Origin of the sequence: Saccharophagus degradans 2-40, assembly GCF_000013665.1 — a bacterium.
Classification (GTDB): domain Bacteria; phylum Pseudomonadota; class Gammaproteobacteria; order Pseudomonadales; family Cellvibrionaceae; genus Saccharophagus; species Saccharophagus degradans.
Window position 1 is genome coordinate 3291867 of the sequence record NC_007912.1, and the last position, 25132, is coordinate 3316998.

The 25132-nt window shown below is 47.1% G+C and carries 24 protein-coding genes; 15 read left to right on the forward strand and 9 right to left on the reverse strand.

Features of this window, described 5'->3' with window-relative positions:
* Window positions 1–111: 111 nt before the first annotated feature.
* Together rpsB and SDE_RS13610 are read right to left on the reverse strand one after the other, a co-directional pair.
* Window positions 112–852, reverse strand: coding sequence for a 30S ribosomal protein S2 (gene rpsB / locus SDE_RS13605; protein ID WP_011469074.1), 741 nt, complete (start codon window positions 850–852; stop codon window positions 112–114).
* Between the two features lie 303 nt (window positions 853–1155).
* Window positions 1156–3231 carry a histidine kinase gene (locus SDE_RS13610; protein ID WP_011469075.1) on the reverse strand — a complete coding sequence of 692 codons (2076 nt, stop codon included), beginning with the start codon at window positions 3229–3231 and terminating at the stop codon, window positions 1156–1158.
* A 250-nt stretch (window positions 3232–3481) separates the two neighbouring features.
* On the opposite strand from SDE_RS13610, the gene SDE_RS13615 reads away from it, so the two are divergent.
* The 13 genes from SDE_RS13615 to SDE_RS13675 all read left to right on the forward strand — a co-directional run bounded on the left by SDE_RS13615 (window position 3482) and on the right by SDE_RS13675 (window position 16661).
* Window positions 3482–5944, forward strand: a complete 2463-nt coding sequence (locus SDE_RS13615) for a cadherin-like beta sandwich domain-containing protein (RefSeq protein WP_011469076.1) — start codon at window positions 3482–3484, stop codon at window positions 5942–5944.
* 18 nt (window positions 5945–5962) lie between these two features.
* The gene (locus tag SDE_RS21375; protein WP_011469077.1) at window positions 5963–6640 is read left to right on the forward strand and encodes a winged helix-turn-helix domain-containing protein; all 678 of its coding nucleotides are present in this window, start codon (window positions 5963–5965) and stop codon (window positions 6638–6640) included.
* A gap of 170 nt (window positions 6641–6810) precedes the next feature.
* The gene (gene map / locus SDE_RS13625; RefSeq protein ID WP_041324706.1) at window positions 6811–7581 is read left to right on the forward strand and encodes a type I methionyl aminopeptidase; all 771 of its coding nucleotides are present in this window, start codon (window positions 6811–6813) and stop codon (window positions 7579–7581) included.
* Window positions 7582–7583: 2 nt separating this feature from the next.
* Complete coding sequence (locus SDE_RS13630; RefSeq protein WP_011469079.1) at window positions 7584–10286, forward strand: [protein-PII] uridylyltransferase; 2703 nt, start codon at window positions 7584–7586, stop codon at window positions 10284–10286.
* Window positions 10287–10326: 40 nt separating this feature from the next.
* Window positions 10327–11550: a succinyldiaminopimelate transaminase gene (dapC, locus tag SDE_RS13635; protein WP_011469080.1), complete on the forward strand. Its 1224-nt coding sequence runs from the start codon at window positions 10327–10329 to the stop codon at window positions 11548–11550.
* Between the two features lie 86 nt (window positions 11551–11636).
* Window positions 11637–12290: an endonuclease III gene (gene nth, locus SDE_RS13640; protein ID WP_041325777.1), complete on the forward strand. Its 654-nt coding sequence runs from the start codon at window positions 11637–11639 to the stop codon at window positions 12288–12290.
* A gap of 102 nt (window positions 12291–12392) precedes the next feature.
* The gene (locus tag SDE_RS13645) at window positions 12393–12758 is read left to right on the forward strand and encodes an ArsC family reductase (RefSeq protein WP_011469082.1); all 366 of its coding nucleotides are present in this window, start codon (window positions 12393–12395) and stop codon (window positions 12756–12758) included.
* A gap of 15 nt (window positions 12759–12773) precedes the next feature.
* Entirely contained in the window at window positions 12774–13808 is a 1035-nt protein-coding gene (gene dapD, locus SDE_RS13650; protein ID WP_011469083.1) for a 2,3,4,5-tetrahydropyridine-2,6-dicarboxylate N-succinyltransferase, read from the forward strand.
* 158 nt (window positions 13809–13966) lie between these two features.
* Window positions 13967–15115 (forward strand): succinyl-diaminopimelate desuccinylase, encoded by a 1149-nt coding sequence (gene dapE, locus SDE_RS13655; protein WP_011469084.1) that lies wholly within the window; start codon window positions 13967–13969, stop codon window positions 15113–15115.
* Between the two features lie 41 nt (window positions 15116–15156).
* The gene (moaC, locus tag SDE_RS13660) at window positions 15157–15639 is read left to right on the forward strand and encodes a cyclic pyranopterin monophosphate synthase MoaC (protein ID WP_011469085.1); all 483 of its coding nucleotides are present in this window, start codon (window positions 15157–15159) and stop codon (window positions 15637–15639) included.
* Between the two features lie 5 nt (window positions 15640–15644).
* On the forward strand, window positions 15645–15911 hold the full coding sequence (gene moaD, locus SDE_RS13665; RefSeq protein ID WP_011469086.1) for a molybdopterin converting factor subunit 1: 267 nt from the start codon (window positions 15645–15647) through the stop codon (window positions 15909–15911).
* Window position 15912: 1 nt separating this feature from the next.
* Complete coding sequence (locus tag SDE_RS13670) at window positions 15913–16350, forward strand: molybdenum cofactor biosynthesis protein MoaE (protein WP_011469087.1); 438 nt, start codon at window positions 15913–15915, stop codon at window positions 16348–16350.
* Window positions 16326–16661 carry a hypothetical protein gene (locus SDE_RS13675; protein WP_226986428.1) on the forward strand — a complete coding sequence of 112 codons (336 nt, stop codon included), beginning with the start codon at window positions 16326–16328 and terminating at the stop codon, window positions 16659–16661. Before SDE_RS13670 ends, SDE_RS13675 begins: the two co-directional genes overlap by 25 nt.
* A gap of 40 nt (window positions 16662–16701) precedes the next feature.
* Here the strand turns inward: SDE_RS13675 and SDE_RS13680 are convergent, their stop codons facing one another.
* Complete coding sequence (locus tag SDE_RS13680) at window positions 16702–17511, reverse strand: class I SAM-dependent methyltransferase (RefSeq protein ID WP_011469089.1); 810 nt, start codon at window positions 17509–17511, stop codon at window positions 16702–16704.
* A gap of 225 nt (window positions 17512–17736) precedes the next feature.
* On the opposite strand from SDE_RS13680, the gene SDE_RS13685 reads away from it, so the two are divergent.
* Window positions 17737–19185, forward strand: coding sequence for a substrate-binding domain-containing protein (locus SDE_RS13685; protein ID WP_011469090.1), 1449 nt, complete (start codon window positions 17737–17739; stop codon window positions 19183–19185).
* 103 nt (window positions 19186–19288) lie between these two features.
* Here the strand turns inward: SDE_RS13685 and SDE_RS21380 are convergent, their stop codons facing one another.
* From SDE_RS21380 to SDE_RS13705, 4 genes are all read right to left on the reverse strand, one after another.
* On the reverse strand, window positions 19289–19918 hold the full coding sequence (locus SDE_RS21380; RefSeq protein WP_011469091.1) for an energy transducer TonB: 630 nt from the start codon (window positions 19916–19918) through the stop codon (window positions 19289–19291).
* Between the two features lie 105 nt (window positions 19919–20023).
* Window positions 20024–21580: a M56 family metallopeptidase gene (locus SDE_RS13695; protein WP_041324709.1), complete on the reverse strand. Its 1557-nt coding sequence runs from the start codon at window positions 21578–21580 to the stop codon at window positions 20024–20026.
* On the reverse strand, window positions 21580–21981 hold the full coding sequence (locus SDE_RS13700) for a BlaI/MecI/CopY family transcriptional regulator (protein WP_011469093.1): 402 nt from the start codon (window positions 21979–21981) through the stop codon (window positions 21580–21582). The genes SDE_RS13695 and SDE_RS13700 overlap by 1 nt, the downstream gene beginning before the upstream one ends.
* A gap of 288 nt (window positions 21982–22269) precedes the next feature.
* Complete coding sequence (locus tag SDE_RS13705) at window positions 22270–22947, reverse strand: OmpA family protein (RefSeq protein ID WP_011469094.1); 678 nt, start codon at window positions 22945–22947, stop codon at window positions 22270–22272.
* Between the two features lie 54 nt (window positions 22948–23001).
* Between SDE_RS13705 and SDE_RS13710 the strand changes: the two genes are divergently transcribed.
* Window positions 23002–23499 carry a leucine-rich repeat domain-containing protein gene (locus tag SDE_RS13710; RefSeq protein ID WP_011469095.1) on the forward strand — a complete coding sequence of 166 codons (498 nt, stop codon included), beginning with the start codon at window positions 23002–23004 and terminating at the stop codon, window positions 23497–23499.
* Window positions 23500–23635: 136 nt separating this feature from the next.
* Here SDE_RS13710 and SDE_RS13715 read toward each other — a convergent pair whose 3' ends face one another.
* Both SDE_RS13715 and SDE_RS13720 read right to left on the reverse strand, forming a co-directional pair.
* Window positions 23636–23908, reverse strand: coding sequence for a PilZ domain-containing protein (locus SDE_RS13715; RefSeq protein WP_011469096.1), 273 nt, complete (start codon window positions 23906–23908; stop codon window positions 23636–23638).
* Window positions 23909–24351: 443 nt separating this feature from the next.
* Window positions 24352–25128 (reverse strand): MBL fold metallo-hydrolase, encoded by a 777-nt coding sequence (locus SDE_RS13720; protein WP_011469097.1) that lies wholly within the window; start codon window positions 25126–25128, stop codon window positions 24352–24354.
* Window positions 25129–25132: the final 4 nt, after the last annotated feature.

The following is a 25132-nucleotide window of genomic DNA, read 5'->3' on the forward strand; positions in this document are numbered from 1 at the left end:
TTTTTGAAATACTGTTTACCCAACTTAAGTTACAACTAATCAAGCCGCATTAAACTGGGCTTTGCTAAACCCCGGAGCTATAAACAGCCACGGAGTTTGGCGCTACCGGCATTACTCGGCGTCAGCAGCTTTTTCTTCTACGAATTCGTCTTTATTAGGAACAGATGCAGAGTCCGCAGCGCCTTCAATACACGCGTCTGCAACTGCAGTAGCGTATAGCTTGATAGCACGGATAGCATCGTCGTTACCTGGGATTACGTAGTCAACACCAGCGGGATCACTGTTAGTATCAACAACACCAATAACTGGGATACCCAATTTATTAGCTTCTTGAATAGCAATACGCTCGTGCTCAACATCGATGATAAACAAAGCGTCTGGTAGACCGCCCATGTCTTTAATACCACCGATAGACTTCTCTAGCTTCTCCATGATACGAGTACGAACTAAAGCTTCTTTTTTAGTTAGCTTTTCGAAAGTACCGTCTTGGCTTTGAGTTTCAAGTTCGCGGTAACGGCGAATAGAAGCGCGGATAGTTTTGTAGTTGGTCAACATACCACCTAACCAGCGATGGCTAACGAAAGGCATGTTTGAACGTTCTGCTTGCTCTTTAATAGACTTTTGCGCAGCGCGCTTAGTGCCAACAAACAAAACTTTTTTCTTTTGGCTGCCCAATTGCTTAACAATGGCCAACGCTTCATTAAACGCAGGAACAGTGTGCTCCAAGTTAATGATATGAATTTTGTTACGAGCGCCGAAGATGTATTTACCCATCTTAGGGTTCCAGTAACGAGTTTGGTGACCAAAGTGGACACCGGCTTGCAGCATATCGCGCATGCTTACAGTAGGCATATTAGTATTCCTGTTTTACGGGTTAGGCCTCCATATATCCCACAAGCCAACCCCGCTTTAACAGCTAGGGCACCCAGACAAGTGTGCCGATATATGTGTGACGTATAGTTTAAGAAATTTACCCAACTAAACGCTCAAACAACACAAGGTTGCTCGACGCAGTTGTAGCTGGGCGCGCTTTATACCACATAAGCACAAAAACTTAAAGAATTTGAGCACTTTCTTGGCCAATATTTGCCTAAAGGCGAGAATCTGCCAACTGGCCTGCCGCGAAGACCGGCAAAAGCCACCCGCCGCCGCAAATCAATACAAATACACAGCGCCAGCTGCATTCAGCGCATTACTTGTTTGCAGGTTGGAAAATAGCGTGGAACTGCTTCGCTCTTCTGGCGCACCTACTGCCAACACATCGCCTGACGCATCCAGCGAGACATATGAGCCAAACCCGTCGGCCGCCTCCGCATTCGAGGCTTTAACATACTTTAACTGACTCCAAGCCCCCGCGCTCAGTTCAAACACGTAAGCGGCACCCGCATCTGTAGCGCTGTTATCAGGCTGAGTTCCGCTTACCCCCTCGGCAGCGCTTGACTCACCCGGCGCACCCACCACCAATAACGACCCAGCGGCATTCAAAGCAATGGCCGACCCAAAAAGGTCGCCAATATCGCCATTAGAGGCCTTTATATAGCTGTGCTGCACCCATGCATCGCCCTCTAAATTAAACACATAGGCCGCACCCGATTCTGCATTTGAGCGATCTAACTGGTTGCCATTTACACCTATTGCAATACTCGCTTCACCCGCAGAACCCACTGCCACTGTGGCGCCATCATTTGCTATAGCTACGGCCGAGCCAAATCGACCATCAGACTGGGCGTTCGATGCCTTTAAATAGGCTTTAAACGACCAGCTGCCGGATGCGCGACCATAAACATAGGCTGCACCGGCATTTGCCGCACTATTATCTGCAGGCTGACCAGCAAACAACGATTGCTCGTAAGGGGCCCCAACAACTAAAGAATTACCATTAGCACTTAGCGCAACGCGACCACCAAAACCGTCGCCAGCGCCGGTGTTAGATGCTTTGATAAAAGCCTGCTGCTGCCAGTTATCTGCATTTAAGCTAAACACGTAAACCGCGCCCGAGTCGGCCGCAAGCTGATCGACTTCATCACCCCCAACCAAAACGGCGGAGCTATCCTGCCCAGGCGCCGCCACTGCCAGCGTGCCACCATAATCACTTAGCGCTAATGCCGAGCCAAAGTTGTCGTTAACCGCAGGGTTTGAAGCTTTTATATAGTTTTGTTGCGACCAAGCATCTCCCGCCCGACGAAATACATACACGGCACCACTATCCTGCAGAGCATCACTTAAGCCATCGCCATCAATGCCTGCGCTGGCGCCATCTTCGAAAGGCGCGCCAACCGCAAGCGTGTTGCCATCGTCACTTAAGGCCAGTGCGCGTCCGAAAGCATCCGCCTCGCCAGTGTTTGACGCCTTGATATAAGCCTGAAAACGCCATTCACCATCATCGCGCACATACACATAAACTGCGCCACTGCCACTTACCGAGTTATCACCATCATCGCCATCTATACCCTTTGCAGCACTGTCGTCGCCAGGCGCGGCTACAGCCAAGGTTTTGCCGTCGGCGCTTAACGCCACACGCCCAAACCTATCGTAGCTTTCGGGGTTACTCGCTTTAAAGTAACCAATCGAACGCTTCATATAGCTGTAAACAGAAATAGCATCGGACTCTGAACATTCGGCATTGGTACAGGTTTGCAGCTTGTATTCGGCATTAAGCCAATCTAAACGATGGATAGGCACATCTAGCGTCAAACCAATTGAGGTAGACTCCAAATCCCGCCCTACCTGCTCAAACTCTTCACCTGCATGAGCTTTTTCAAGCAGGCGATAATAATCGGCACCGTCGACGCTATCCCAACTGAACGTTAATTTTTTAAATGCATCTTTCGCTCGCAACACAACCTCAGCCGTGCGAACAGTAAAAGTATCGTCTTCATCACCAATGGTTAGCGTGAGCTCGGTTTCGGTATCAATTGTGTCTGCGGTAAAAACGCGCACAATAATTATATCGCCCTCGTATACTGAACCGTCTTCATCGGTAAAGTCACCATAATTTATCGAATACTCACCACCCACAATACTAATTGGCGTTTCGGCGTTAACTCCCTCCACTTCAATTTCGTCAGAGAGATACCACTGCGCCAGTGGCGCATCTATTTCATCATCAAACGCAAAAGAATCTGGGCTTGTATCTTCGCCATCGCCACTGCTGCCGCCACAACCCCCAAGCAGCACACCACACAATATAAATAGCGCTGCTCGACTTTTAAAATTAATTTTATTAAACATTATTACTACCTTTGCCTTATTAGGTTCTGCCATTAGTTAGCCAAACAGACCCAGCGGCAAAGCACAAAGTTCAACACAAAACGCGATACAACCGAATTTAATATAAAATTCACATTTTCTGCATATTCGTGCGAAATAAAGTAAACAAACGTTAAGGAATGTGAAGATTTGTAAACCCTACAAATAGTTCGGAACTAATCTAAAACCGCCCACCCTAAGCCAGCAACTTTAACTTGATTGCACTCTTCCGATGAACAAATTAAAACCCCCAAAAAACGCCTTACCGAAAACTAAATACCTGCTTATCCTCATAGCTTTAACCTGTATTACAGCTTGCTCTGGCGGCAGCAACGAATTCAATTACGATACCAGCGCACAACGCCTAACCAGCCTTACAATTGATGAATACTCCTTAGATTTCAACAGCGAAAAAACTGGGCCCTACAAAATAGAAACCAGCAATAGCGAAAAAACATTGAGCGTCCATTTCGAGTCGAGCGGCGACTACAGTTTTAGCTACAGCATTCAAAACAGCAACGGCACTTATCAGAAAACACTTGATGACGAAAAACATTTCGTCGCCAACATTGCAGAAGGAGCCAACTTAATATCCATTCAGCTTTACGATAGCGAAAAAGACGTTTTTGTAACCTACACGATATACGCCTACAGGCTTTCTTCTGCCGCGCGCATCACAAGCTTTAACCTTTACGACTTTGCCAGCGGCAGCGGCAGCGGCACATCACTAGGCCTTGCACCTTCTTTTAGCGAGGCTGTATTTGATTATTCAACAACGGTGCCATACAGCTCCTGCGCCATTGCATATCAAATTACAGCAAAAAACAGTGGTGTAAGCATGCAAACCAACGGCAGCACATCCTACGAACGCAATGTGTACTATCACAACTTAAGCCCTGGGGTGAATTATTTAGATACCACGGTTGTTGCAGAAGATTTCTCTACCAGCGAGCGCTACACCATTGCCATAACCCGAACACCCCCAACTACCGATCAAATAGAAAGCAACGCGCAACTTTTAAAGCTTGATACCGACGGCGATTATTTTCAATATGTTTGCGGAATAACCGACTACACATTTTTTATAGACAACAACACCGATACCATTAACCTAGACATCACCCCAGAAATAGAAGGTGCAAAAGTATTTATTAACAACAACGAAATAAACCCAAGCGAAACCCAAACCCTTCAAGTAAACGAGAGCGCTGGTACAGCGACAATTACGGTAATTTCTGCCAATGGAGGCAACAGCCAAACCTATACCCTTACCTATATTCGCCGCAGCCACAACATAGTGAATGTAGAAACAACGGAAGAACTTATTACAGCAATACGTACAGCCGAGCCTAACGATGAGATTAGAGTTAGCACGGGCGAATACCTGCTAACCACAAAAGAAACAGGCATGCTCTTTTCCGATCGCTCGGGTACAGCAATTGAACCTATCTACCTTACTGGCGAGCAAAGCTTTACCGACGATGTAATTATTAAAGGCACGGGAAGCGAAACACTCATAACGCTTACTGGCAGCCATTGGAATATTTCTGGCATCACCCTGCAAAACGCCGGCACTGCAGTACTCTTAAATGGTGCAAATAACATCACACTAAAAGAATTGCTTATTGAAGATTTTTACAGCACTGCAATAAGCCTAACCAACGGTGCCAACAACAACACCATTAAACTGAACAGCTTTTCACAACTAAGCGGCGACGACGCAACCGCAGCCATTCACATTGGTGACGCCAATTTACGCAATATAAACGCCAACCAATTAACCAACGGCGAAATCAGTAACGGCAATACAATTAGCCACAACATTTTTATTAATATGGCTGATAGCCGCGCTATTAACTTGGATGCGGGCGCATCGAACACAAACATTTCATTTAATAGTTTTATAGAGAATACCCAAGCGCTCGATACCACTTCGCGCGCGCCGTTAATCCAAAACTTTGGTATCAACAGTGTTATTAGCCACAATAGTTTTGAATTTGATGACCCACGAGAAACAACCAGCCTTATTCAACTGGGGGCGGCAGATCTTCACGTCAGTTGGGCGACGGGCGTGCAACTTATTCAAAACCTCTTTGATTTAAATAATCGCACCGTCGATGCCATTGCAAACTTAAGTACGCATACCGCCATGCTGACAGAAAACCTTCGCAGTGATGATTTAACTATCACCTATGGTGGCAGTAATTATAATTTTGACAACCTTACCTCCCCCATTTACACCATACAAACAAACAGCACCAACACGCGTTGCTTGGGGATTGAGGAATACGAAATAGACAACAAAAACTATTGGTTAGTTGAATTAGAAGCGTGCGACACAACAGACACATCACAGCACTGGAAAATAGTCACCGACAAGGGCATTTACGCTGCCCTTGTAAACCAGAGCCAAACCGATGGCCACATGCGCACTGCAACAGAGTTTGAAGGGCTCTGCTCTACCAGCGAAGGCATATACCAAAGCAACGTTTACCTCACCGAAGATGAAGGCGGCTATGTAGAGCGCTGGCTGTTAGACACCCAAGGTGACACAACTTATATACGTAATAAAAAGGACACCGACTACGGCCTAACCATACCCGGCGAGTTTGCCAGTGAAGGCACTCCGCTTATGACCTGTGCCATAACAAATAGCGAATCACAGCAATTTACATTAGTCCCCGTGGCGCAATAGCGCCACCACGAGAGAACAATGCACAGTAAACCCACGGTATTAATAGCAGCGCCAAACTTAGCCACTTGCTTACAGCTTGAGCGGGCTTTCAAACAAAGTAATTACCATGCTGTAACTACTCATCACGAAGCAGAGCTAAGTAAGCAGATACAACATTGCGTGCAGCGAGCATGCGTGTTTATTTTACACTACCAGTATTACCAAAATCTTGCCCAACCACTTAGGCACTCTCAGCCATTGCTTTTGCTTGTCGATTCGGCAAGCGCGGAGCTTATTGATATCCTGCCAAACCCAACCAGCGACTTTGTACTTAGCCAAGCGGCACCCATCGAAATTATCACGCGGCTAGAGATTCTTTTGCGACGCTGTAGTCAGGCGGCGCCCTCAAATTTAGTCCAACCAAATAGCCCAATGACAGCCTCCTACCAAGCGCTAGCCCTAACCGGCGCAGAGCACGCACTGCTAGAGCTGCTTGCGCAACACCCCAATACGGTTTTATCTAAAGAATACCTGTGCAGCCATGGCCTGCAACGCACCTACACTCCCGGCGAACGCAGCATAGACGTACACATAAGTCGTATACGCCAAAAGCTGACAGATGCACTTGGGCAAACTAGCCCTATAAAGTCGGTGCGCAATCGCGGCTATATCTACTCCCCGCCACACGAGCCTATTAACAAGCCCACTCACAAATAGCTCCTCGCACACGCCCCGTGCCCTAGCGCTCGGTTTACGGTAGAATAGCCGCCTTTCTAGCTGAGCGCGCATATAGGCCACGCTGTACCGCCGTTGCGCTTGGGGGCCAAACCCTACGTATCAGCAAAACCAATGCATTCAAATTAAGCTAAAAACGCTAGTAGATGACTATGGCCGTATCGATTAAAACCCCAGAAGAAATAGAAAAAATGCGCATTGCAGGCCGAATGGCCGCAGAAGTGCTCGAAATGATTGGCGAGCACGTGCAACCCGGTGTAACCACCGCAGAACTAGACAAAATTTGCCACGATTACATCACACAAGTTCAAAAAGCTATACCGGCACCACTTAATTACAAAGGGTTTCCCAAATCCATTTGTACCTCGGTAAACCAAGTGGTGTGCCACGGCATACCCTCCGAGAAAAAAGTGCTGAAGTCTGGCGACACCATCAACATTGATGTAACCGTCATATTCGACGGCTACCACGGCGACACCAGTAAAATGTTTTTTGTGGGCACCGTGGCACCCCACGCCCACCGCTTGGTTAAAGTCACTCAGGAATGCCTATATAAAGGTATCGAGTTGGTAAAACCCGGCTGCCGCTTGGGCGACATTGGCCACGTGATACAAACTCATGCGCAAAAAAATCACTACACCGTTGTACGCGAATACTGTGGCCACGGCATAGGTGCGGTATTCCACGAAGACCCGCAGGTATTGCACTACGGCACCCCCGGCACAGGCATGACCTTAAAAGAAGGCATGACCTTCACTATCGAGCCAATGATTAATGCCGGCAAACCGCACACCAAACTTAAAAAAGACGGCTGGACAGTAGAAACCCGAGACGGCCGCCTATCTGCGCAATGGGAGCACACGCTCGCAGTGACCGCAACGGGCGTAGAAGTACTTACTGCTCGCAAAGAGGAATCATTCTAATTATGTCGCAACCCGCTGCTCGTCAGTTCCCTCAGGTAGCCACCCAACCTATCTTTTTTAATCAGGCTCGTTTTCGTGAAAACCTCGCAAACAAGCCGCCAGTGGTGGTATTTAAAGATGCAATAGCGGGTGTGAACCAACAGTTTGACCAACGCTTTTTAGAGGGCGAAGATATTCGCCACCTTATTCACGAGCGCGCACAATTTATAGATTTAATACTGCATTACGCGTGGCACCATTTTGACTGGGGCGATGATATATCACTCATCGCCGTTGGCGGATACGGCCGCGGCGAGCTGCACCCCCATTCAGATATCGACATACTCATATTACTCGATAACAAGGTTGGTACCGAGTACAACGAAACGCTGCAATCTTTTGTCACCATGCTGTGGGATATAGGCCTAGACATAGGCTCCAGCGTGCGCACCTTGCAAGAATGCATAGATATAGCCCGCGAAGACATTACCGTAGCAACCAACCTTATAGAAGCGCGCCGCATTGCCGGCAACGACAGCCTGCGCGACCAATTACAAATACTTACCGATGCTAAACACATGTGGCCCATTCGCGATTTTTATCAAGCGAAATGGGAAGAGCAAGAAAAGCGCCACGAAAAACACAACAATACCGAGTACAACCTAGAACCCAACATTAAAAACGCGCCGGGCGGCCTGCGCGATATACAAATGATTAACTGGGTTGCCAAACGCTACTTCCAAGTGCAAACCCTTTTGCAACTGCAAGGGCAAGACTTTTTTACCGAACACGAATTCGGTATTTTGCGTCGCGGCGAAGAGTTTTTATGGCGCGTGCGCTACGGTGTACATATGCTCGCAGGCCGCGCCGAAGAGCGCCTACTGTTTGAATACCAGCGCGAACTCGCCACTATTTTTGGCTTTCAAGAAAACGACAAACGTTTAGCCGTCGAACAATTTATGCACCAATACTATAAAACGGTATTGGCACTGCGCGAATTAAACGATGTGCTGCTGCAGTATTTGCAAGAAACTATCGAAGAAAAAGTGGCACCAACTATTGTGCCCATCAATGAACGCTTTCAGCTTTGCGATGGCTTTATCGAGGTTATCCACCGCGATGTATTTGACCAAACCCCCAATGCATTGTTGGAAATATTTGTGCTTATGGGGCAAGACCCAAGCATAAAAGGTGTACGCGCAGAAACCATTCGCCTTATTCGCGAGCGCCGCTGGTTAATAGATGAATCATTTAGAAAAGATCCAGAAAACAACCGCATGTTTATGCAATTGTTTCAGCTGGATTACGGCCTAATATCGCAATTAAAGCGCATGAAGCGCTACGGTATACTCGGTCGCTACCTACCCGAGTTTGGCAAAATTACCGGCCAAATGCAGCACGACCTATTCCACCGCTACACAGTGGATGCGCACACACTGCTAGTCATTAAAAATATTCGCCGCTTTCGCTACCCGGATGAGAAAAAGCAGTTCCCTATTGCCGCCCACATTATGAAGCGCATGGAAAAACCAGAGCTTTTGTATATTGCCGGCCTGTACCACGATATAGGCAAAGGCCGCGGCGGCGACCACTCTCAGCTTGGCGCTGTAGACGCCGCAGCATTTTGCCAGCAACACGGTTTTAGCGCGCGCGAAACACGTTTAGTAGTGTGGCTGGTAGAAAAGCATTTGCTCATGTCTTATGTATCGCAAAAGCAGGATATTTCAGACCCAGAAGTCATTCATAACTTCGCACTGCAAGTGGGTGATCGCCTGCACTTAGACTACCTCTACGCGCTAACCGTTGCCGATATGTGCGGCACCAACCCAGAGGTGTGGAACACTTGGCGCGCAAGTTTAATGCGTCAACTTTACTTAGAAACCAAACGCGCACTGCGCCGCGGCTTAGAAAACACCATCGATCAAAACGAGCTAATTGAAGAAACTCAACAGCTTGCTCTGGCCAAACTTGCAGATAAAAACATTTGCGAAAATCAGGCGCGCGCAATTTGGTCGGTAATGGGCGATGAGTATTTCGTGCGCGAAGGGCACATTGATATTGCCTGGCAAACCGAAGCGATTGTTACCAACCCAAGCGACGAAAACCTCGTGCTTATTCGTGAAACCACCAGCCACGAATTTGAAGGCGCCACCCAAATTTTTGTTCGCGTTAAAGATGCGCCCCACGTATTTACCGCCGTAGCCAATGCCCTAGCTCAACAAAACCTAAACATTCAAGATGCCAGAGTTTACAGCGCCGCCAACGGCTACACCGCCGACACCTTCTATGTGCTAGACGACAACTTCCAACCGATTGGGGACGACCCCGCCCGCAGTGAAAAAATTCGCGAATCGGTTTTAGAAGAGTTGCGCCTAGTAAGCGGTTATCGCGATGTAGTAAGTCGCCGCACTCCAAGGCAGTTAAAACAGTTTGCCGTACCCACGCGTACTTACATTAGCAACGACATAGTATCTGGCCATACCGTACTAGAAGTAATTAGCCCAGACCGCCCCGGCCTACTCGCCACCATTGGTCGAGTATTTATGGATATGGACATCCAATTGCAAAACGCAAAAATTTCCACCTTGGGCGAGCGCGTAGAAGATATATTTTTCATATCAGACATAGAGGGCAACCCGCTAAGCGACCCCAACCTATGCGCAGAATTGCAAAAAGAAATATGTAAGCAGCTCGACCTTAGAGTAGAAAAAGATTTGGCTCGATAAGCCTAAGCTAGCAAACAACTAACATAAGATTACACGCCCAATGAACCCAGATTTAAGCAAACTGCAGCCCTACCCGTTTGAAAAACTAAACGCATTAAAAGCGACGGTATCGGCACCGGCAGACAAAAGCCATATTGCACTTTCTATTGGCGAACCCAAACACCAACCACCTGCATTTGCACTTAAAGCGCTAACCGATAACTTGGCGCGCTTCGCCAACTACCCCAGCACCAAAGGCCTGCCTGAGCTGCGCACTGCCATTGCCAACTGGGCCAATACTCGCTTTAACTTACAGCGCGCAACGCTAGATGCAGAAGCAAACGTATTACCCGTAAACGGTACCCGCGAAGCGCTTTTCGCTTTCGCCCAAGCCTGCATAGATAGCAGCAAAGCAGATGCAAAAGTACTAATGCCCAACCCCTTTTACCAAATTTACGAAGGGGCCGCCTTTTTAGCTGGCGCGGAACCAGTATTTTTAAACTGCTTGCCCGAAAACGGTTTTATCCCCGATTTTGATGCAATTAGCGAACAAACATGGCAAGCGTGCCAGCTATTGTTTATTTGTACCCCAGGCAACCCCACCGGCGCGGTTATGTCGCGCGAGCTGTTAGAAAAACTTATTGGCCTCGCCGATAAACACAATTTCATTATCGCCAGCGATGAATGCTATTCCGAACTGTATTTCGATGAAGCCAACCCTCCAACAGGGCTATTGGAAGCGTGCGAATCGCTGGGTAAAACCGATTTTAAAAACTGCGTGGTGTTCCACAGCTTATCTAAACGCTCGAACCTGCCCGGCTTGCGCTCGGGTTTTGTTGCGGGCGATGCGCACATTATCGACCAGTTTTTTCAGTATCGCACTTACCACGGTTGCGCCATGTCTGTGCCCTGCCAACTGGCCAGCATTGCCGCATGGCAAGATGAAGCCCACGTGCTAGAGAACCGAAATTTATATCGCCAAAAATTTGATGCGGTAATAGAAATACTTAAAGATGTTTTGCCGGTAAGCACACCAGATGCCAGCTTTTATCTATGGCCAAAAACCCCCATTGCAGATACAGACTTTGCCCAACAACTATTTGCCCAACAAAACGTAACTGTGCTGCCCGGCCGCTTTTTAGCGCGCGATTGCGACGGCGTAAACCCAGGCGAAAACTATGTGCGTTTAGCGCTAGTGGCAGAGCTTGAAGAATGCATAGAAGCCGCACACCGAATAAAAGCCTTTGTACAAAGTTTAAACCAAACTCTATATACCAATAGCTAATCGCGAGTTAATCACCACTAGCGATTAGCGTTTATCGGTTAACACTTACGATTGCTATGACAAACACAAGTAAAGCCCCAGTAAACATGCTAAAAGCCGAGCGAGTTGAGTACATATTAAACGAACTCGAACGGCTTTACCCCGAAACACCGGTACCGTTAGACCACAAAGACCCATACACCTTACTGGTTGCGGTTTTACTTTCGGCGCAGTGTACCGATGAGCGTGTAAACCAAATCACCCCCGCGCTATGGCAGCTGGCAGATAACCCATTCGATATGGCGAAGCAGTCGGTAGAAGATATAAAAGCCATTATTCGCCCCTGTGGCCTGTCGCCGCAAAAATCGAAAGCCATTCAGGGGTTATCGCAAATACTGGTGGATAAATACAACGGTGAAGTACCGCAAGACATGGCTCTGCTGGAAGAGCTACCTGGTGTAGGTCATAAAACAGCCAGCGTGGTGGTGGCACAATCGTTTGGTATACCCGCTTTTCCGGTGGATACGCATATACACAGGCTGGCGCAGCGCTGGGGTTTAACATCTGGCAAAAACGTTACCCAAACAGAAAAAGACTTAAAACGCCTGTTTCCTAAAGAAAAATGGAACAAACTACACTTGCAGATTATATTTTATGGGCGCGAATACTGCACAGCGAGAGGCTGCCAAGGCACAACCTGCCCCATTTGCACCACTTGCTACCCCGCGCGTAAACACCCCAAGAAGATTGCAAAGGCCTAATAACCGCGTTTAAGGCCAATTAGGCCTGAAAAAAAACCGGCTTTTTGGTATCCTCTGCACCCTTGATTTACGTCATCCACTTGCAACAAAGAAGTACCTATTATGGCTAACACGTCCACGCCCCCCGTTTTGTATGGCATAAAAAACTGTGACACCGTAAAAAAAGCCCGCAAATGGTTGGACGCCAACAATATCGAATACGTCTTCCACGATTTTCGCAGCGATGGCTTACACGCAAACCAGCTAAAAAAATGGTTTAGCCAAGCAGACATAACCACGGTGGTAAACAAGCGCAGCACCACGTGGAAACAACTGGACCACGCCGACCAGCAAGCACTGGAAGCCGGCCACGGGCAGGCCATTATTATGGCCAACCCCACGCTAATAAAACGTCCAGTGCTAGAGCTAAACGGCGAAGTAACGTTCGGCTTTAAGCCCGAACACTACCAAACAATTTTTGATCAATAAGCTTAGGGTAAAACTATGACTCAACTATACGGCCTTGGATTAGGCGTAGGCACTCAAAACAAAAAAGGTGAATGGCTTGAGGTGTTTTTCCCCCAGCCAACGCTAAACCCAGAAGCCACCTTGGCACAAACACTTGCCACCGCAGTGGGTTACGAAGGTGGCAACCAAGCCATTACCCTAGATGCAGATAAACTAAACGCAATAGAAGCAGCCGCAACCGAGCAAGGCTTTAGCGAATTAGCAGCACTTGCAGCACAGTTCAAAACCAGCTCGCGCCCATTGGTGGCAGTATTGCTAGCAGAAGATGCGGCCCCAACCTCTGTTGCTGAGGGCTACTTCAAATTACAACTTTTATCGCACCGCTTAGTTAAACCACACAACACCAACCTAACCGGTGTGTTCGGTGTGTTGCCCAACGTAGCGTGGACAAACGTTGGCGCTATCGACTTAGAAGAATTACCTGCGCGCCAACTAGAAGCGCGTTTAAACGGCGAAACTATTTCGGTAGATTGCGTAGATAAATTCCCAAAAATGACCAACTACGTTGTACCTAAAGGCGTACGTATTGCCCACACCGCGCGCGTGCGCTTAGGCGCTTACGTTGGCGAAGGCACCACGGTTATGCACGAAGGCTTTATTAACTTTAATGCGGGCACACTTGGCACCAGCATGGTAGAAGGCCGTATTTCTGCAGGTGTAGTTGTAGGCAACGGTTCCGACCTAGGTGGTGGCTGCTCTACCATGGGTACCCTATCTGGCGGTGGCAACATTATTATTTCGGTTGGCGAAGAGTGTTTGCTCGGCGCTAACGCAGGTATTGGCATTCCATTGGGTGACCGCTGCACCGTTGAGTCGGGCTTATACATTACCGCCGGCACTAAAGTTGCGGTACTCGACGATAAAAACCAACTAGCAGAAACCGTTAAAGCCCGTGACCTAGCAGGTAAGTCAGACCTGCTGTTCCGTCGCAACTCAGTAAACGGCGCCGTAGAATGCAAAACCAATAAAACAGCCATTGCATTAAACGAAGAACTACACGCAAATAACTAATTGCCATACAGGGGCGTTAGCTAGCTACTTATAACTGAGTTTTTAAATTTTGTTTTTAAGTGGGCTATAGCGCCCCAGCAGCGCGCAAAAATTTGCAAACACTCGCCGACCGCAATCCGCTGCCGGCGTATTTTTAGCCTCTACACAATCGGCCCACCATGACAAACGAATCCGCACACAACACCCCAACCGTAAAATTAGCCTGCGACCTCATTGCACAGCCTTCTGTTACCCCAGAAGATGCTCACTGCCAACGCATGATGATTGAGCGCTTAGAAGCCATTGGTTTTAAAGTAGAAAACCTGCGGTTTGGTGACGTAGATAACTTTTGGGCGATTCGCGGCGAAAGTGGGCCGATACTCGCCTTTGCTGGCCACACAGATGTAGTGCCTACAGGCGACTTGGGCAAATGGGCCACAGACCCATTCACCCCAACCATTAAAGACGGCATGCTCTACGGGCGCGGCGCCGCCGACATGAAAGGCAGCCTGGCCGCCATGATTACCGCATGCGAAAGTTTTATTGCGGCCCACCCGAACCACACAGGGCGCATTGCGTTTTTAATTACCAGTGATGAAGAAGGCCCAGCCATTAACGGCACCGTTAAAGTGGTTGAGTGGCTAGAAGCGCGCAACGAAAAAATAAAATGGTGTTTGGTTGGCGAGCCATCAAGCACTACCTTAGTGGGCGACGTAATCAAAAATGGTCGCCGCGGTTCACTAGGTGCCGAACTTATCGTTAAAGGCGTGCAGGGCCATGTGGCGTACCCTCACCTTGCGGTAAACCCCATTCACATGATTGCACCGGCACTTGCAGAAATGGCGAGTGAAACCTGGGATAACGGCAACGAATTTTTTCCGCCTACCAGCTTTCAGGTTTCTAATTTTAACAGCGGTACCGGCGCAACCAATGTGGTACCGGGCGAAGCCAATGTGGTGTTTAATTTCCGCTTCTCTACCGAGCTAACCGCAGACATTTTAAAACAGCGCACCCACGCCATATTAGATAAGCACAACGTAAACTACGATTTAAAATGGAATTTATCTGGCGAGCCGTTTTTAACGGCCGAAGGCGAGCTTGTTGCTGCATCCGTTGCCGCCATTAAAAAAATTACCGGCCGCGACACAGAGCTGTCTACCGCTGGCGGCACATCCGACGGGCGCTTTATTGCCCCTACCGGCGCACAGGTATTAGAGCTAGGCCCAGTTAACGCCACTATTCATCAAATAAACGAATGTGTAAGCGTAGATGACCTAAATACCTTAAGCGACATCTACTGCACTATGCTTACAGAGTTACTCGCTTAATATTTGCAGCCATTACACAGCACTGACAGGCCTTTGTTTTTATGACATCTAACCTTACTCACTTAAACGAAAAAGGCGAAGCCCACATGGTAGATGTGGGCGGCAAAGCGGTAACCAAACGCACAGCCCGCGCGCGCAGCTATGTAAACATGACAGCCGAAACACTGGCTGTTGTTGCCAATGGCGATGTAGCTAAAGGCGATGTATTTGCCACCGCGCGTATTGCAGGTATACAAGCAGCAAAAAAATGCGCCGACCTGATTCCATTGTGCCACCCACTAATGCTTACCCGCGTAACCGTAGATATAACCATAGAAGCTAACGCCAACCGCTTGTGCATAGAAGCTCAATGTGAATTAGACGGTAAAACAGGCGTTGAAATGGAAGCCCTCACAGCTTGCTCTGTAGCGGCACTCACGGTATACGATATGTGTAAAGCGCTAGATAAAGGCATAGTTATTTCCGACACGCGCCTTATTTCCAAAACCGGCGGCAAATCTGGCGATTGGTTTTATAGCGAGTAAATACGATGACGGCCTCAGAAAAAACACTGTCTATTCTCTACTTTGCCAGCCTAGGCGAAACACTGCGCACCAACAGCGAAACACTGGCGGTAGATAACTCGGTAATTAGCGTAAGCGACTTAATTGCACTGCTTGCGCAGCGCGGTGAAAATTGGCAACTGCTACAAGACAAAACCACCAAATGTGCCGTTAACCAAACCATTGCGAGTAAAGACCAGCCTTTAAGCCATAACGATGAAGTAGCGTTTTTCCCTCCGGTAACAGGCGGCTAATATGATTCGAGTACAAACCGAAGACTTTCACCTGCAAACAGAATATGAGCAGTTACAAAAGCATGGCCACAGTGGCGCCATTGTAACGTTTGTGGGCAGTGTGCGAGATTTTGGTGGCGAGGGAAGTTTTAGGCTAGACCACTACCCAGGCATGACCGAAAAGGTACTTGAAAAAATAGAGCAACAAGCCAACCAACGCTGGGACTTAATTAGCACCACCATTATACACCGCGTAGGTAACTTGGCTGCAGGTGACCAAATTGTGTTTGTGGGGGTGAGCAGTCGCCACCGTAAAAATGCCTTCGCCGCGTGCGAATACATGATAGACATACTAAAAACCCAAGCACCATTTTGGAAAAAAGAAGGCGACACATGGGTAGATGCCAAAGAATCTGATAGCGAGGCAGCCGACAAATGGCTAAGCCACTCGCAACCATAAAACATTTTTTTTCGCTCTCCGCATGGCGCGCTGGGTTAAAAGCCCACTACAGCGTGCCCCTCGAAGTTCCATTCAAACAATTCCGCAACGGTTCTATCTATTTTGGCGTAGGCTGCATTATTATTTTTATGGCCAACCAACAGCTACCCCACGGGCTTAAGCAAGAGCTAATAGTACTGGCAGGCTTAATTCTGGCGGGTTTGGGGTTTATTATGGCCATGCTCGCACAAATACGAATGATTATTTCACGCTTTGTACGCTTTAAAACCGGCGAGCCCGAAACAAAACCCACCGGAACAAAAAAAAAGTAAGCGACCTAAAGCCAATTAAAACCAACTGAAGCCAAAGTAATTACTCTGGTAATTTCTTTTTCGCGTACACATCAAATCGCGAAGATTTACCCACCAGCTGCACACTTGGCTCTTGCCCGTTAAGTAGCGGTGCAATTTTTGGACGTTTCACCACCACGCGATATTTCGCTAGTGCAAATGCAGGTTCGAACAGCTTATCGGCATCTTCATCGCCGCCAACCACTTCTTGGAAGATCTGCATCTCTTTTTTAGCCAATGCCTTTTTACTTTTTTCTGGAAACATTGGGTCGAGATAAACCACATCTGGCTGCTCGCTGTCAGAGCTGGCCAGTTGATCACGCATCCAATCGCTGCCGTCGTTGGGCACCAGTGTCATTCGCTGCAAAATGGCCAATAGCTCGTCATCGCCAGCCTCCTCTGCTTGCAGCAAACCTCGCTTTAGCCCATCGGCCAGCAATGCATAGGCCACGGGCGAGCGCTCAATCATTGTTACGCGGCTACCCAAGCAGGCCAATACAAAGGCGTCGCCACCCAAGCCTGCGGTTGCATCTAAAACATGTAGTGTTCTATTGCCCTTAACGCCCACCGCCTTTGCCACGGCTTGCCCCGCCCCGCCGCCAAACTTGCGACGGTGGTCGCGGCTGCCTGTAACAAAATCGACCATTAAAGTTAAGGGCTTTTTAGCGCGACAATCGAGTAGGTGAACATTTTGATGATCAAAAATTAACTGAAACACTTCTTGGTTATGCTTAGCCTGCATATCCAGCAAAGGCAAAGAAAACTGGCGGCAAAAACGCTCCGCTGATTCCCAGGACGAAATTGTAGATCGCACAACAAAACCAGATTTCAAACTCGCACCCCTTTTAGTCACGCACTAAGGTAAATTTAGGCCAAACAACGCACGCGTTATGTTTTATATCCACAATGCAAATAAAGCTAAGTAAATCAAATATTTATAAAGCTTAAATGGTTAAACATTGTTGCATAAATTTTTAACCGAAATAAGTCGCTACCGTAACATTACTGTAACAATTCACTTATAACGTGTGCGCCTGCATTCACGAGGTAACCTTACATGCTATTAAAAACTTTCGTTTCTTTTTTATTCGCCGCATGTTTAACACTCACTGCAACCGGCGCGTACTCACAGGACGAAGGAATGGAAGCCTTCTCAAACCAAACAGCAGGAAAGCTCTTTACCATAAAAGGCTCTAACACCATTGGCGCCAAACTTGCGCCAGCTTGGGTAAAAAATTACCTAGAAGCAAAGGGCCTAACTAACGTTAGCATTAAAACCACCAACATAGAAAATGAATACCGCATAGAGGGCTATAACGGCGACTTACCCGTTTTTGTCGACATCCAAGCACATGGCTCTGGCACCGGCTACAGCGGCTTAGCAGACGGCACAGGCAATATAGCTATGTCTTCTCGCCCAATTAAAGAAAGCGAAGCAACATTACTGCAATCACTTGGCAATATGCGCGACTTTGCTGCCGAAAAGGTGGTGGCAATTGATGGGCTTGCGGTAATTGTTAATCGCTTCAACCCTGTTTCAAGCCTTACAGTCGACCAAATTGCCAAAGTGTTTGCTGGTGAAATATCAAACTGGTCGCAACTGGGCGGCGGTGATATACCCATTCGAGTTTACGCTAGGGATGATAAATCGGGCACCTGGGATACCTTTAAAAGCCTAGTGCTGGGTAAGAGCTACTCGCTTACTGCTTCAGCTGAACGCTTTGAATCAAACGATCAATTATCAGACCGTGTAAGCACTGCCCCAGGCGGCATTGGGTTTGTAGGGCTAGCGTCTGTCCGCCGAGCAAAGGCACTGGGTATTTCAGAAGACTCTACCGACCCGCTAAAGCCTGAGCCTTTATATGTTGCAACGGAAGATTACCCGTTAGCGCGCCGTTTATTTATGTATGTGTCACCTAAGCAAAATAACCCACTACTAAATGAATTTATCCACTTTGTACAAAGTACTAAAGGGCAAGAAATCGTAAACCAAATTGGCTTTATTTCGCAAAACCCGCTTAGCTTACAGTCTGAGCTATACGCAGATGCGCCGCAAACCTATAAAGTACTTACCGAAAATGCCATGCGCTTATCGGTTAACTTTCGCTTTAAAGATGGCAGCGCCGAACTCGACAATAAAGCAAAGCAAGATATTCTGCGCATTGTTCGCTATATGCAAATGCCGGAGAACGCCGATAAACGCATTCAACTTGTAGGCTTTGGCGATAGCAAAGAAACTGCAGCTCGGTCTACTGTACTTTCCAAATTGCGTGCAGTTGCGGTTAAGTCTGCCTTATACAGCTACGGCATTTCTAGCGAATCGGTTTTAGGCTTAGGGTCAGATCTACCCGTGGCTTCTAACGCGGGTAGCGCGCGATTAAAAAATCAACGTGTCGAAGTTTGGGTATTTGATTCACAGCTGCGCTCTATGATAACCAAAACGAAAAAAGACGCCTCCCGAGAGAAGCGCCAAGCGGCTACAATTGATTACGCAGGCTCTCATTAGAGTGTTTTAACGGGCGGCTATTTAGCCGCCCTTTTTGTTTTACAAATAGAAATCTACAAACCTCAATTCCTATCTGCAGCACACATCTAAAGCCAGCACCTAGTTACTTTTGCATTTCAAAGCGCACGCGCTTAACCATGCCTTCAAACCTTACGGGTTTTCCATCTATCATTTTGGGTTGAAACTTCCATTTCGCGGCGGCACGGGTAGCGGCGCGGTTAAATATTGTTGAAGGCTCGTAACCCACTACTTGAATATTTTCAGTGGCCCCGGAAGCGGCAACATCAAACTGCACATCGACATAACCTTCTATACCCCTTGCCGCGGCCGTTGATGGGTATTGCGCCCCAACCATTACGCGCGCTATTGGGTAGCTGTTATTAGTTGAGTTGGGGTTAAATGTTAATTCAAATGTTCCTGCCCCCGTGGTGGGAATAGTCACGTCCAATCCATCATCCACTGGGCCTTCGTTAGGCAAGATAACTGGGGGCATTTCAACAGCTTCATTTAATTCGGGTTTAGATTTATCAAGTATCGTTTCAACTACCGGCTCCTCCCAGGTTACTTCGGGAATTATTAGCTCAGGCTTGTCTTTTGGGGCAACAAAGTTTGTTACCACTAATTTGTACATAAACATTACCAACACAGCAGTTGTAAACGCTGCGAGGGGTGCAACTAAAAGAATGCGTATTGAAGAACCGTCGTTTATTGGGGTAGTAAGTACTGTTGTCATAGCAAATCCTCTATTCATTTTATTGTCGTCAACACAGGTGTGCGACGCTTCATCCTTGAGTTAACTTCCTGCTATGTAGCCCGCTAAATTCCAATCTGATTAATTTTACTGGTTGGAAGCTAGCGTAAATAAAAACGTTTCGTTGACGTTTTTTGTAATAATTGGATGGCCATTTACACGTATTGGCTGAAATTGCGACTGCTCCAACGCTTTTAGCACTGCCTTATCAAATATGCCGCGTGCGGTTGATTGCACAATTTTTACGTTAACAGCCTTACCCTTGGTATCTATATCAAACTGCACTGTAACTCTGCCTTCTACACCCCGCTCTAACGCGCGCGATGGGTAGCTGGGCGACACCAAATTTACGGGCAAAAAACCTTCTAACTTAACTTGTGGGCGCTGCTCTAACCCGTGCACTAACGCTTGTTCAAGCGCTGCAGGGTTTTGCGGAACATCTACACCACTGTTTGACGCTGTAAGAGCATCAGCACGGCTTGCCGTTATTCGCATTGTTTCGTTAGTACGATAAGTAGTTGGCACCGACGAAAAATGTGTTTGTAAATCGGTTAACGTTAATACCTTAGGTTGCTCCGCAGTAAAAATGGCAGACTTACTCTTGCGCGACTTTTCACTGCTACCTGTCGGCAACCATACGGGAAAATATTCCACGGGTTGCACATACTGGCTACTCGCCTTAGGTAAGGCTTGCGCCACCGACATAGGCAGCAGCAAGCCAACCCACACAATTAACAACCATAATTTTTCTTTAGTATTTATCGCGCTGCGCTGTTTAGCACCATCTAATACAGCGTTTATGCGTAAGTAAAGCTCGGACTTTTTCATAAAACCAAGGGTAGCTATAGACGCCTGGTTTTCGTGGGTAGCAAAATTCAACAAATCGTTGGCATACTCGGCGCGACAATGCAAAGCGTTAACCACCATATCGTCACATGCTAACTCTGCAAACCACTCGTGCTTTTTAGCTAGCCACCAAACAGGTGGTATAAACCAAAACAAGCAGCACAATATATGCACACTCATTTTTACTGGCCAGTCTGCGCGCTTAATGTGCGCTAGCTCGTGGGCCAATACACGCTGCAGCACGCCTTCTTGCCACTGCTCACTTTTTGCTGGTAATAAAATTGTGGGGTTAACTACGCCCCACATTACTGGTGCGTTAATACCTTCACTTAGCTTTAGCTCTACCCGCCCAGTTATTTGCAGTGCGGCTTTACTTTGGTTTAAGCAGCTTAATATTTTTTTATTCGTACACTGGCTCGCATTGCGAGTAAGCCTGTGTATTTCGGCTATTCCGTTAAGCAGGTAGCTTATGCCCCACACAATACCCAACATAAATACAGCAACCGCGCTAACAAGTAAGTAAAACCCAATACTTTCCTGTTGAAATAAACTGGCAATATCGATTGTGCCTTGCTGCATCCATTCACTTGGTACTAGCGGTACACCTACACTGGGCAATAGGCCATAACTCACAACCACTAACATCGGCGACAATACCCCAAGAAATACCAACCAATTATTTTTTGCTGCAGATCGCACGGGGTTAGATCGCAACAGATACACACACAACCCAATGGCGCATAAGGGCTTTATGCACAACAAAGTAATTAGGTTGAAGGTATCTACGGTAAGTATCATTATTTTTTTCCGCTATTTTGTACGGCTTTAATGCGAGCTATTGTTCGTTCTAACTCTTCTATTTCTCTTGTACTCAATTTATCCGCATCGGTTTCTAGCAGCGCGTTTACCGCTTTAACTCGCGAACCGCGAAAGAATGTTTTTATTAAACGTTGCAGTGCGGAAAGCTGCGCGTCTTCTTCTTTGCCCATTGGCGAGTAAATATATTTGCCGCCTTCGTTGTGAAACTGCACGAGTTTTTTATCTACCATACGCGCAAGCATTGCACGCACTGCGGAGTAGCTTGGTGGCTCGGGTAAGCGGTCTAACACATCCTGCGCAGAGGCTTGATTAAGCTCATACAAAATATCCACTATTTGTCTTTCGCGTCGGCTTAGCTTACTTAATTCACTTGGCGGCATAGCAATCTCGAGTATTTCGTTGTTGGCTGCTTTATAGCGCTTTAATTAAAGCTTTCTTGTTAGTGCTACTTTTTTAGCACCATGCTACAAAAGTAGCACCTACATATTTGGGAGGCAAGTATTTTTTTACAAAAAGGTTATTTAAGTGAAAGGGAAGAAGCGCAAAATGGTTACGCAAGACACAAAAAAGCCGGCGTAAATAGCCGGCTTTAGGAGGAAACGTGGCAAATAGGAATCTATGTAGTTACTGACTAGCTAGCTACGAACCGATTAACCAAGCGGTAAATGTTATTCAATAGGCTCTAGCTTAAGTTCTACACGGCGGTTTTGCTCTCTGCCAGCTGCGCTATCGTTAGAGGCCACTGGGTAGCGGTAACCATAGCCCACAGAGTTAACACGACCTGCCGCAACACCTTTTTGCATTAGGTAGGCTTTTACGCTGCCTGCACGTTGCTCGCTTAGGGTTTGGTTGTAATCTGAGCTGCCGCGGTTATCGGTGTGACCCGACACTAAAATAGCGGTTTTATCATATTTCTTAAGCACAACCGCCACAGAATCTAATACTTCGTAGAATTGGCTGCGAATGCTGTACTGAGCAGTATCGAAAGTAATGTTGCCAGGCATTACCAAAAATAAGTTATTACCTTCGCGGCGCACCTGTACACCAGTGCCCTGCAATTGGTGACGAAGCTCTGCTTCTTGTTTGTCCATGTAGTAACCAACACCACCACCTATGGCCGCGCCTGCTACAGCACCGGTAATAATTCCGCGGTCGCGATCTTTATCGCTTGATGTAGCAGCACCAATAATTGCGCCGGTTACCGCGCCAATACCTGCGCCTTTAGTCGCGTTACTGGTTTTTTCTTCACCAGTGTAAGGATCGTAAGTCATACAGCCAGTAAGCAATACGCCAGCTACAGTGGCCACCGATGATATTTTGGTCAGGCTGTAAAGTAATTCCTTCATAGTTACCCCTAAGTTACACTTCGTGAAAGTACTGACCTCATGGAGATGAAGCCAATGGTTAATAAAATTTTGTGCGCAGCAATTTTAGCTAATTTGCTAACAGGTTGCGCGAAATATTCTGTCGCCGTTAACGACAATACAGTTTACACCCCGCCGCCTATCTTTACCGCGTTTTCTACGCCAGATAGGAACCTACAGCGCTGTATTGACGCTACTATCAAGGAAAACCACTTAACCCAAGCTGAACAGCTAAAGCGCTTATTTTGCCCTAATAGTGAGATTAAGAACCTGAACGGGATTGAAATTTTTAAAGGTATTGTCGTTTTGGATCTTTCGAATAATCAGATAGTGGATATTACACCAATTAAGGCCCTGCAAAATGTTAAACAGGTTAACTTAGCGGGGAATGCGATTGAAACACTCGCGCCGCTAGCTAACAATAAGAAGCTTGAGCAGGTACTGGCAGCCAAAAACGCGAAACTTGAATGCGATAGCACTGTACCGCTTAAACATATTAAAGAGTTATCCCTACCTGCACACTGCAATAACTAACTGCGAACACTCGCTTACGCGGCTTATTGAACCATAAGACTAACTAATGGGTTACGCCATTAGTTAGCTATCGACTATTTAGCTATTTTTTTAGCTATTTTTTTAGCTATCTTTTTAGCTATCTAATAGCTACCTGTTAGCTCCCTACGAACATTAACCCTAACACGTTGCGATAAGTGTGCATTACACGCATAGGTACCGGAGTTTCGTTTATTCGGCCCACCAGCTTTTTAAATTTCACATCGACAATGGTGCCTACTGGGGGCACAGTGGGCAGGTTTTCCACCGTAACCTGTGCGCCACCGTCGGATACATCTTTAGCTGAGCCAATTATGTAGCCGAATGCAGGGTGGGATATTTCAACCCGTATACTGGTAGGCGTGCGTTCGTATTTTCTGCGCTCCTCCACTCATTTATCTCCTTTTGGTAGACCGCTCACGCGGATTATTACGTTGAATCTCCTTTGAGTATAAACCACCAGTGCGAAATTACACGAAAGGTGCGCCAATTAACATTTGTACAGGTTTTGAACAATTTAGTTACCCACAGTATCTGTGGATAACTCTGTGAAGATATTCTTTACAGATTGATGAAAGTAACGGTTTCTCTACCTATCCAGCATTTTGCTGGGAATTTAAACAAATTTAATTTTTCCTTTAATATCAACAACTTAGAATATAAAGTCTAACAAAAATGCAAATTGTGCAATTTTTGACGGTATCGTGTGAAGATTGGTTACACAGTGTGGAAAACATTCAGCGAGGGGGCTTTGTCAAGAGAAGATTATTGAAAGTAGACACTTACTTGAAGTAACAAAAAGCGACCACACTGGCGCCAAACACATCAAAACAGTTACTTTTTAGGCGATATTGCCAGCCAATCAAACCCTTCATCTTGGCAGGCGTAATGAATGCGGTTTAACACGGGTTCGGGAAGAATGTTATCAATAGATTTGGCAGCCAACTCAACAGTATTATTTTTTTGACTGATATGACCTACAACTAAATGCTGCAGATTGAGCAAAGGTAACTGGCTAAGTAAGTTAGCCGTTTGCTGATTATTAAGGTGACCCCAATTACTCGCTACACGTTGGCGCAGTGAATAAGGGTAAGGCCCGCGCGCGAGCATATCCAAATCGTGGTTTGCCTCAACCAGTAGTGCATCGCAAGTTAAATAAGCCTCCACGACGTGCGGCGTTATATAACCCAAATCAGTTAGCACGCCCAATACGCCATAATCTGGCGAGGTGATGGTGTATTGCGCAGGCTCTCGCGCATCGTGCGGCACGGCTACAGGGGTAACCGTTAAGTGGGCAATGCTAAAGGGTTGATAATTTTCGATTAAGTGCAGAGAGGGTATGTTGCCGTATTCGCGTGCTAAAAATGTACCACGCGTCATATACACCGGCATTTTGTATTTACGGGCAAGAGGCGCCACACCTTTAATATGGTCGGAGTGCTCGTGGGTGACCACAATAGCCGAGATATCTTTGGCTTCTAGACCCAGGCGTGCCAATCGCCGCTCGGTATCTTTAATACCAAAACCGCAGTCCACCAGTAGCACAACATCGCCGCAGGCTATAACAGTGGCGTTACCAGAACTACCACTGCCTAGGGACGCAAACTTCAAAATT

What these genes read in the sequence shown, in the direction of transcription:
- SDE_RS13615 (WP_011469076.1), top strand. Translation starts at nt 3,482, where the DNA reads ATGAACAAATTAAAACCCCCAAAAAACGCCTTACCGAAAACTAAATAC.
- SDE_RS13705 (WP_011469094.1), bottom strand. Translation starts at nt 22,947, where the DNA reads ATGAAGGAATTACTTTACAGCCTGACCAAAATATCATCGGTGGCCACT.
- SDE_RS13670 (WP_011469087.1), top strand. Translation starts at nt 15,913, where the DNA reads ATGATTCGAGTACAAACCGAAGACTTTCACCTGCAAACAGAATATGAG.
- dapE (WP_011469084.1), top strand. Translation starts at nt 13,967, where the DNA reads ATGACAAACGAATCCGCACACAACACCCCAACCGTAAAATTAGCCTGC.
- moaD (WP_011469086.1), top strand. Translation starts at nt 15,645, where the DNA reads ATGACGGCCTCAGAAAAAACACTGTCTATTCTCTACTTTGCCAGCCTA.
- dapC (WP_011469080.1), top strand. Translation starts at nt 10,327, where the DNA reads ATGAACCCAGATTTAAGCAAACTGCAGCCCTACCCGTTTGAAAAACTA.
- map (WP_041324706.1), top strand. Translation starts at nt 6,811, where the DNA reads ATGGCCGTATCGATTAAAACCCCAGAAGAAATAGAAAAAATGCGCATT.
- moaC (WP_011469085.1), top strand. Translation starts at nt 15,157, where the DNA reads ATGACATCTAACCTTACTCACTTAAACGAAAAAGGCGAAGCCCACATG.
- SDE_RS13695 (WP_041324709.1), bottom strand. Translation starts at nt 21,580, where the DNA reads ATGATACTTACCGTAGATACCTTCAACCTAATTACTTTGTTGTGCATA.
- dapD (WP_011469083.1), top strand. Translation starts at nt 12,774, where the DNA reads ATGACTCAACTATACGGCCTTGGATTAGGCGTAGGCACTCAAAACAAA.
- SDE_RS13675 (WP_226986428.1), top strand. Translation starts at nt 16,326, where the DNA reads ATGGCTAAGCCACTCGCAACCATAAAACATTTTTTTTCGCTCTCCGCA.
- SDE_RS13610 (WP_011469075.1), bottom strand. Translation starts at nt 3,231, where the DNA reads ATGTTTAATAAAATTAATTTTAAAAGTCGAGCAGCGCTATTTATATTG.
- rpsB (WP_011469074.1), bottom strand. Translation starts at nt 852, where the DNA reads ATGCCTACTGTAAGCATGCGCGATATGCTGCAAGCCGGTGTCCACTTT.
- SDE_RS13710 (WP_011469095.1), top strand. Translation starts at nt 23,002, where the DNA reads ATGGTTAATAAAATTTTGTGCGCAGCAATTTTAGCTAATTTGCTAACA.
- nth (WP_041325777.1), top strand. Translation starts at nt 11,637, where the DNA reads ATGCTAAAAGCCGAGCGAGTTGAGTACATATTAAACGAACTCGAACGG.
- SDE_RS21375 (WP_011469077.1), top strand. Translation starts at nt 5,963, where the DNA reads ATGCACAGTAAACCCACGGTATTAATAGCAGCGCCAAACTTAGCCACT.
- SDE_RS13630 (WP_011469079.1), top strand. Translation starts at nt 7,584, where the DNA reads ATGTCGCAACCCGCTGCTCGTCAGTTCCCTCAGGTAGCCACCCAACCT.
- SDE_RS21380 (WP_011469091.1), bottom strand. Translation starts at nt 19,918, where the DNA reads ATGACAACAGTACTTACTACCCCAATAAACGACGGTTCTTCAATACGC.
- SDE_RS13685 (WP_011469090.1), top strand. Translation starts at nt 17,737, where the DNA reads ATGCTATTAAAAACTTTCGTTTCTTTTTTATTCGCCGCATGTTTAACA.
- SDE_RS13645 (WP_011469082.1), top strand. Translation starts at nt 12,393, where the DNA reads ATGGCTAACACGTCCACGCCCCCCGTTTTGTATGGCATAAAAAACTGT.
- SDE_RS13700 (WP_011469093.1), bottom strand. Translation starts at nt 21,981, where the DNA reads ATGCCGCCAAGTGAATTAAGTAAGCTAAGCCGACGCGAAAGACAAATA.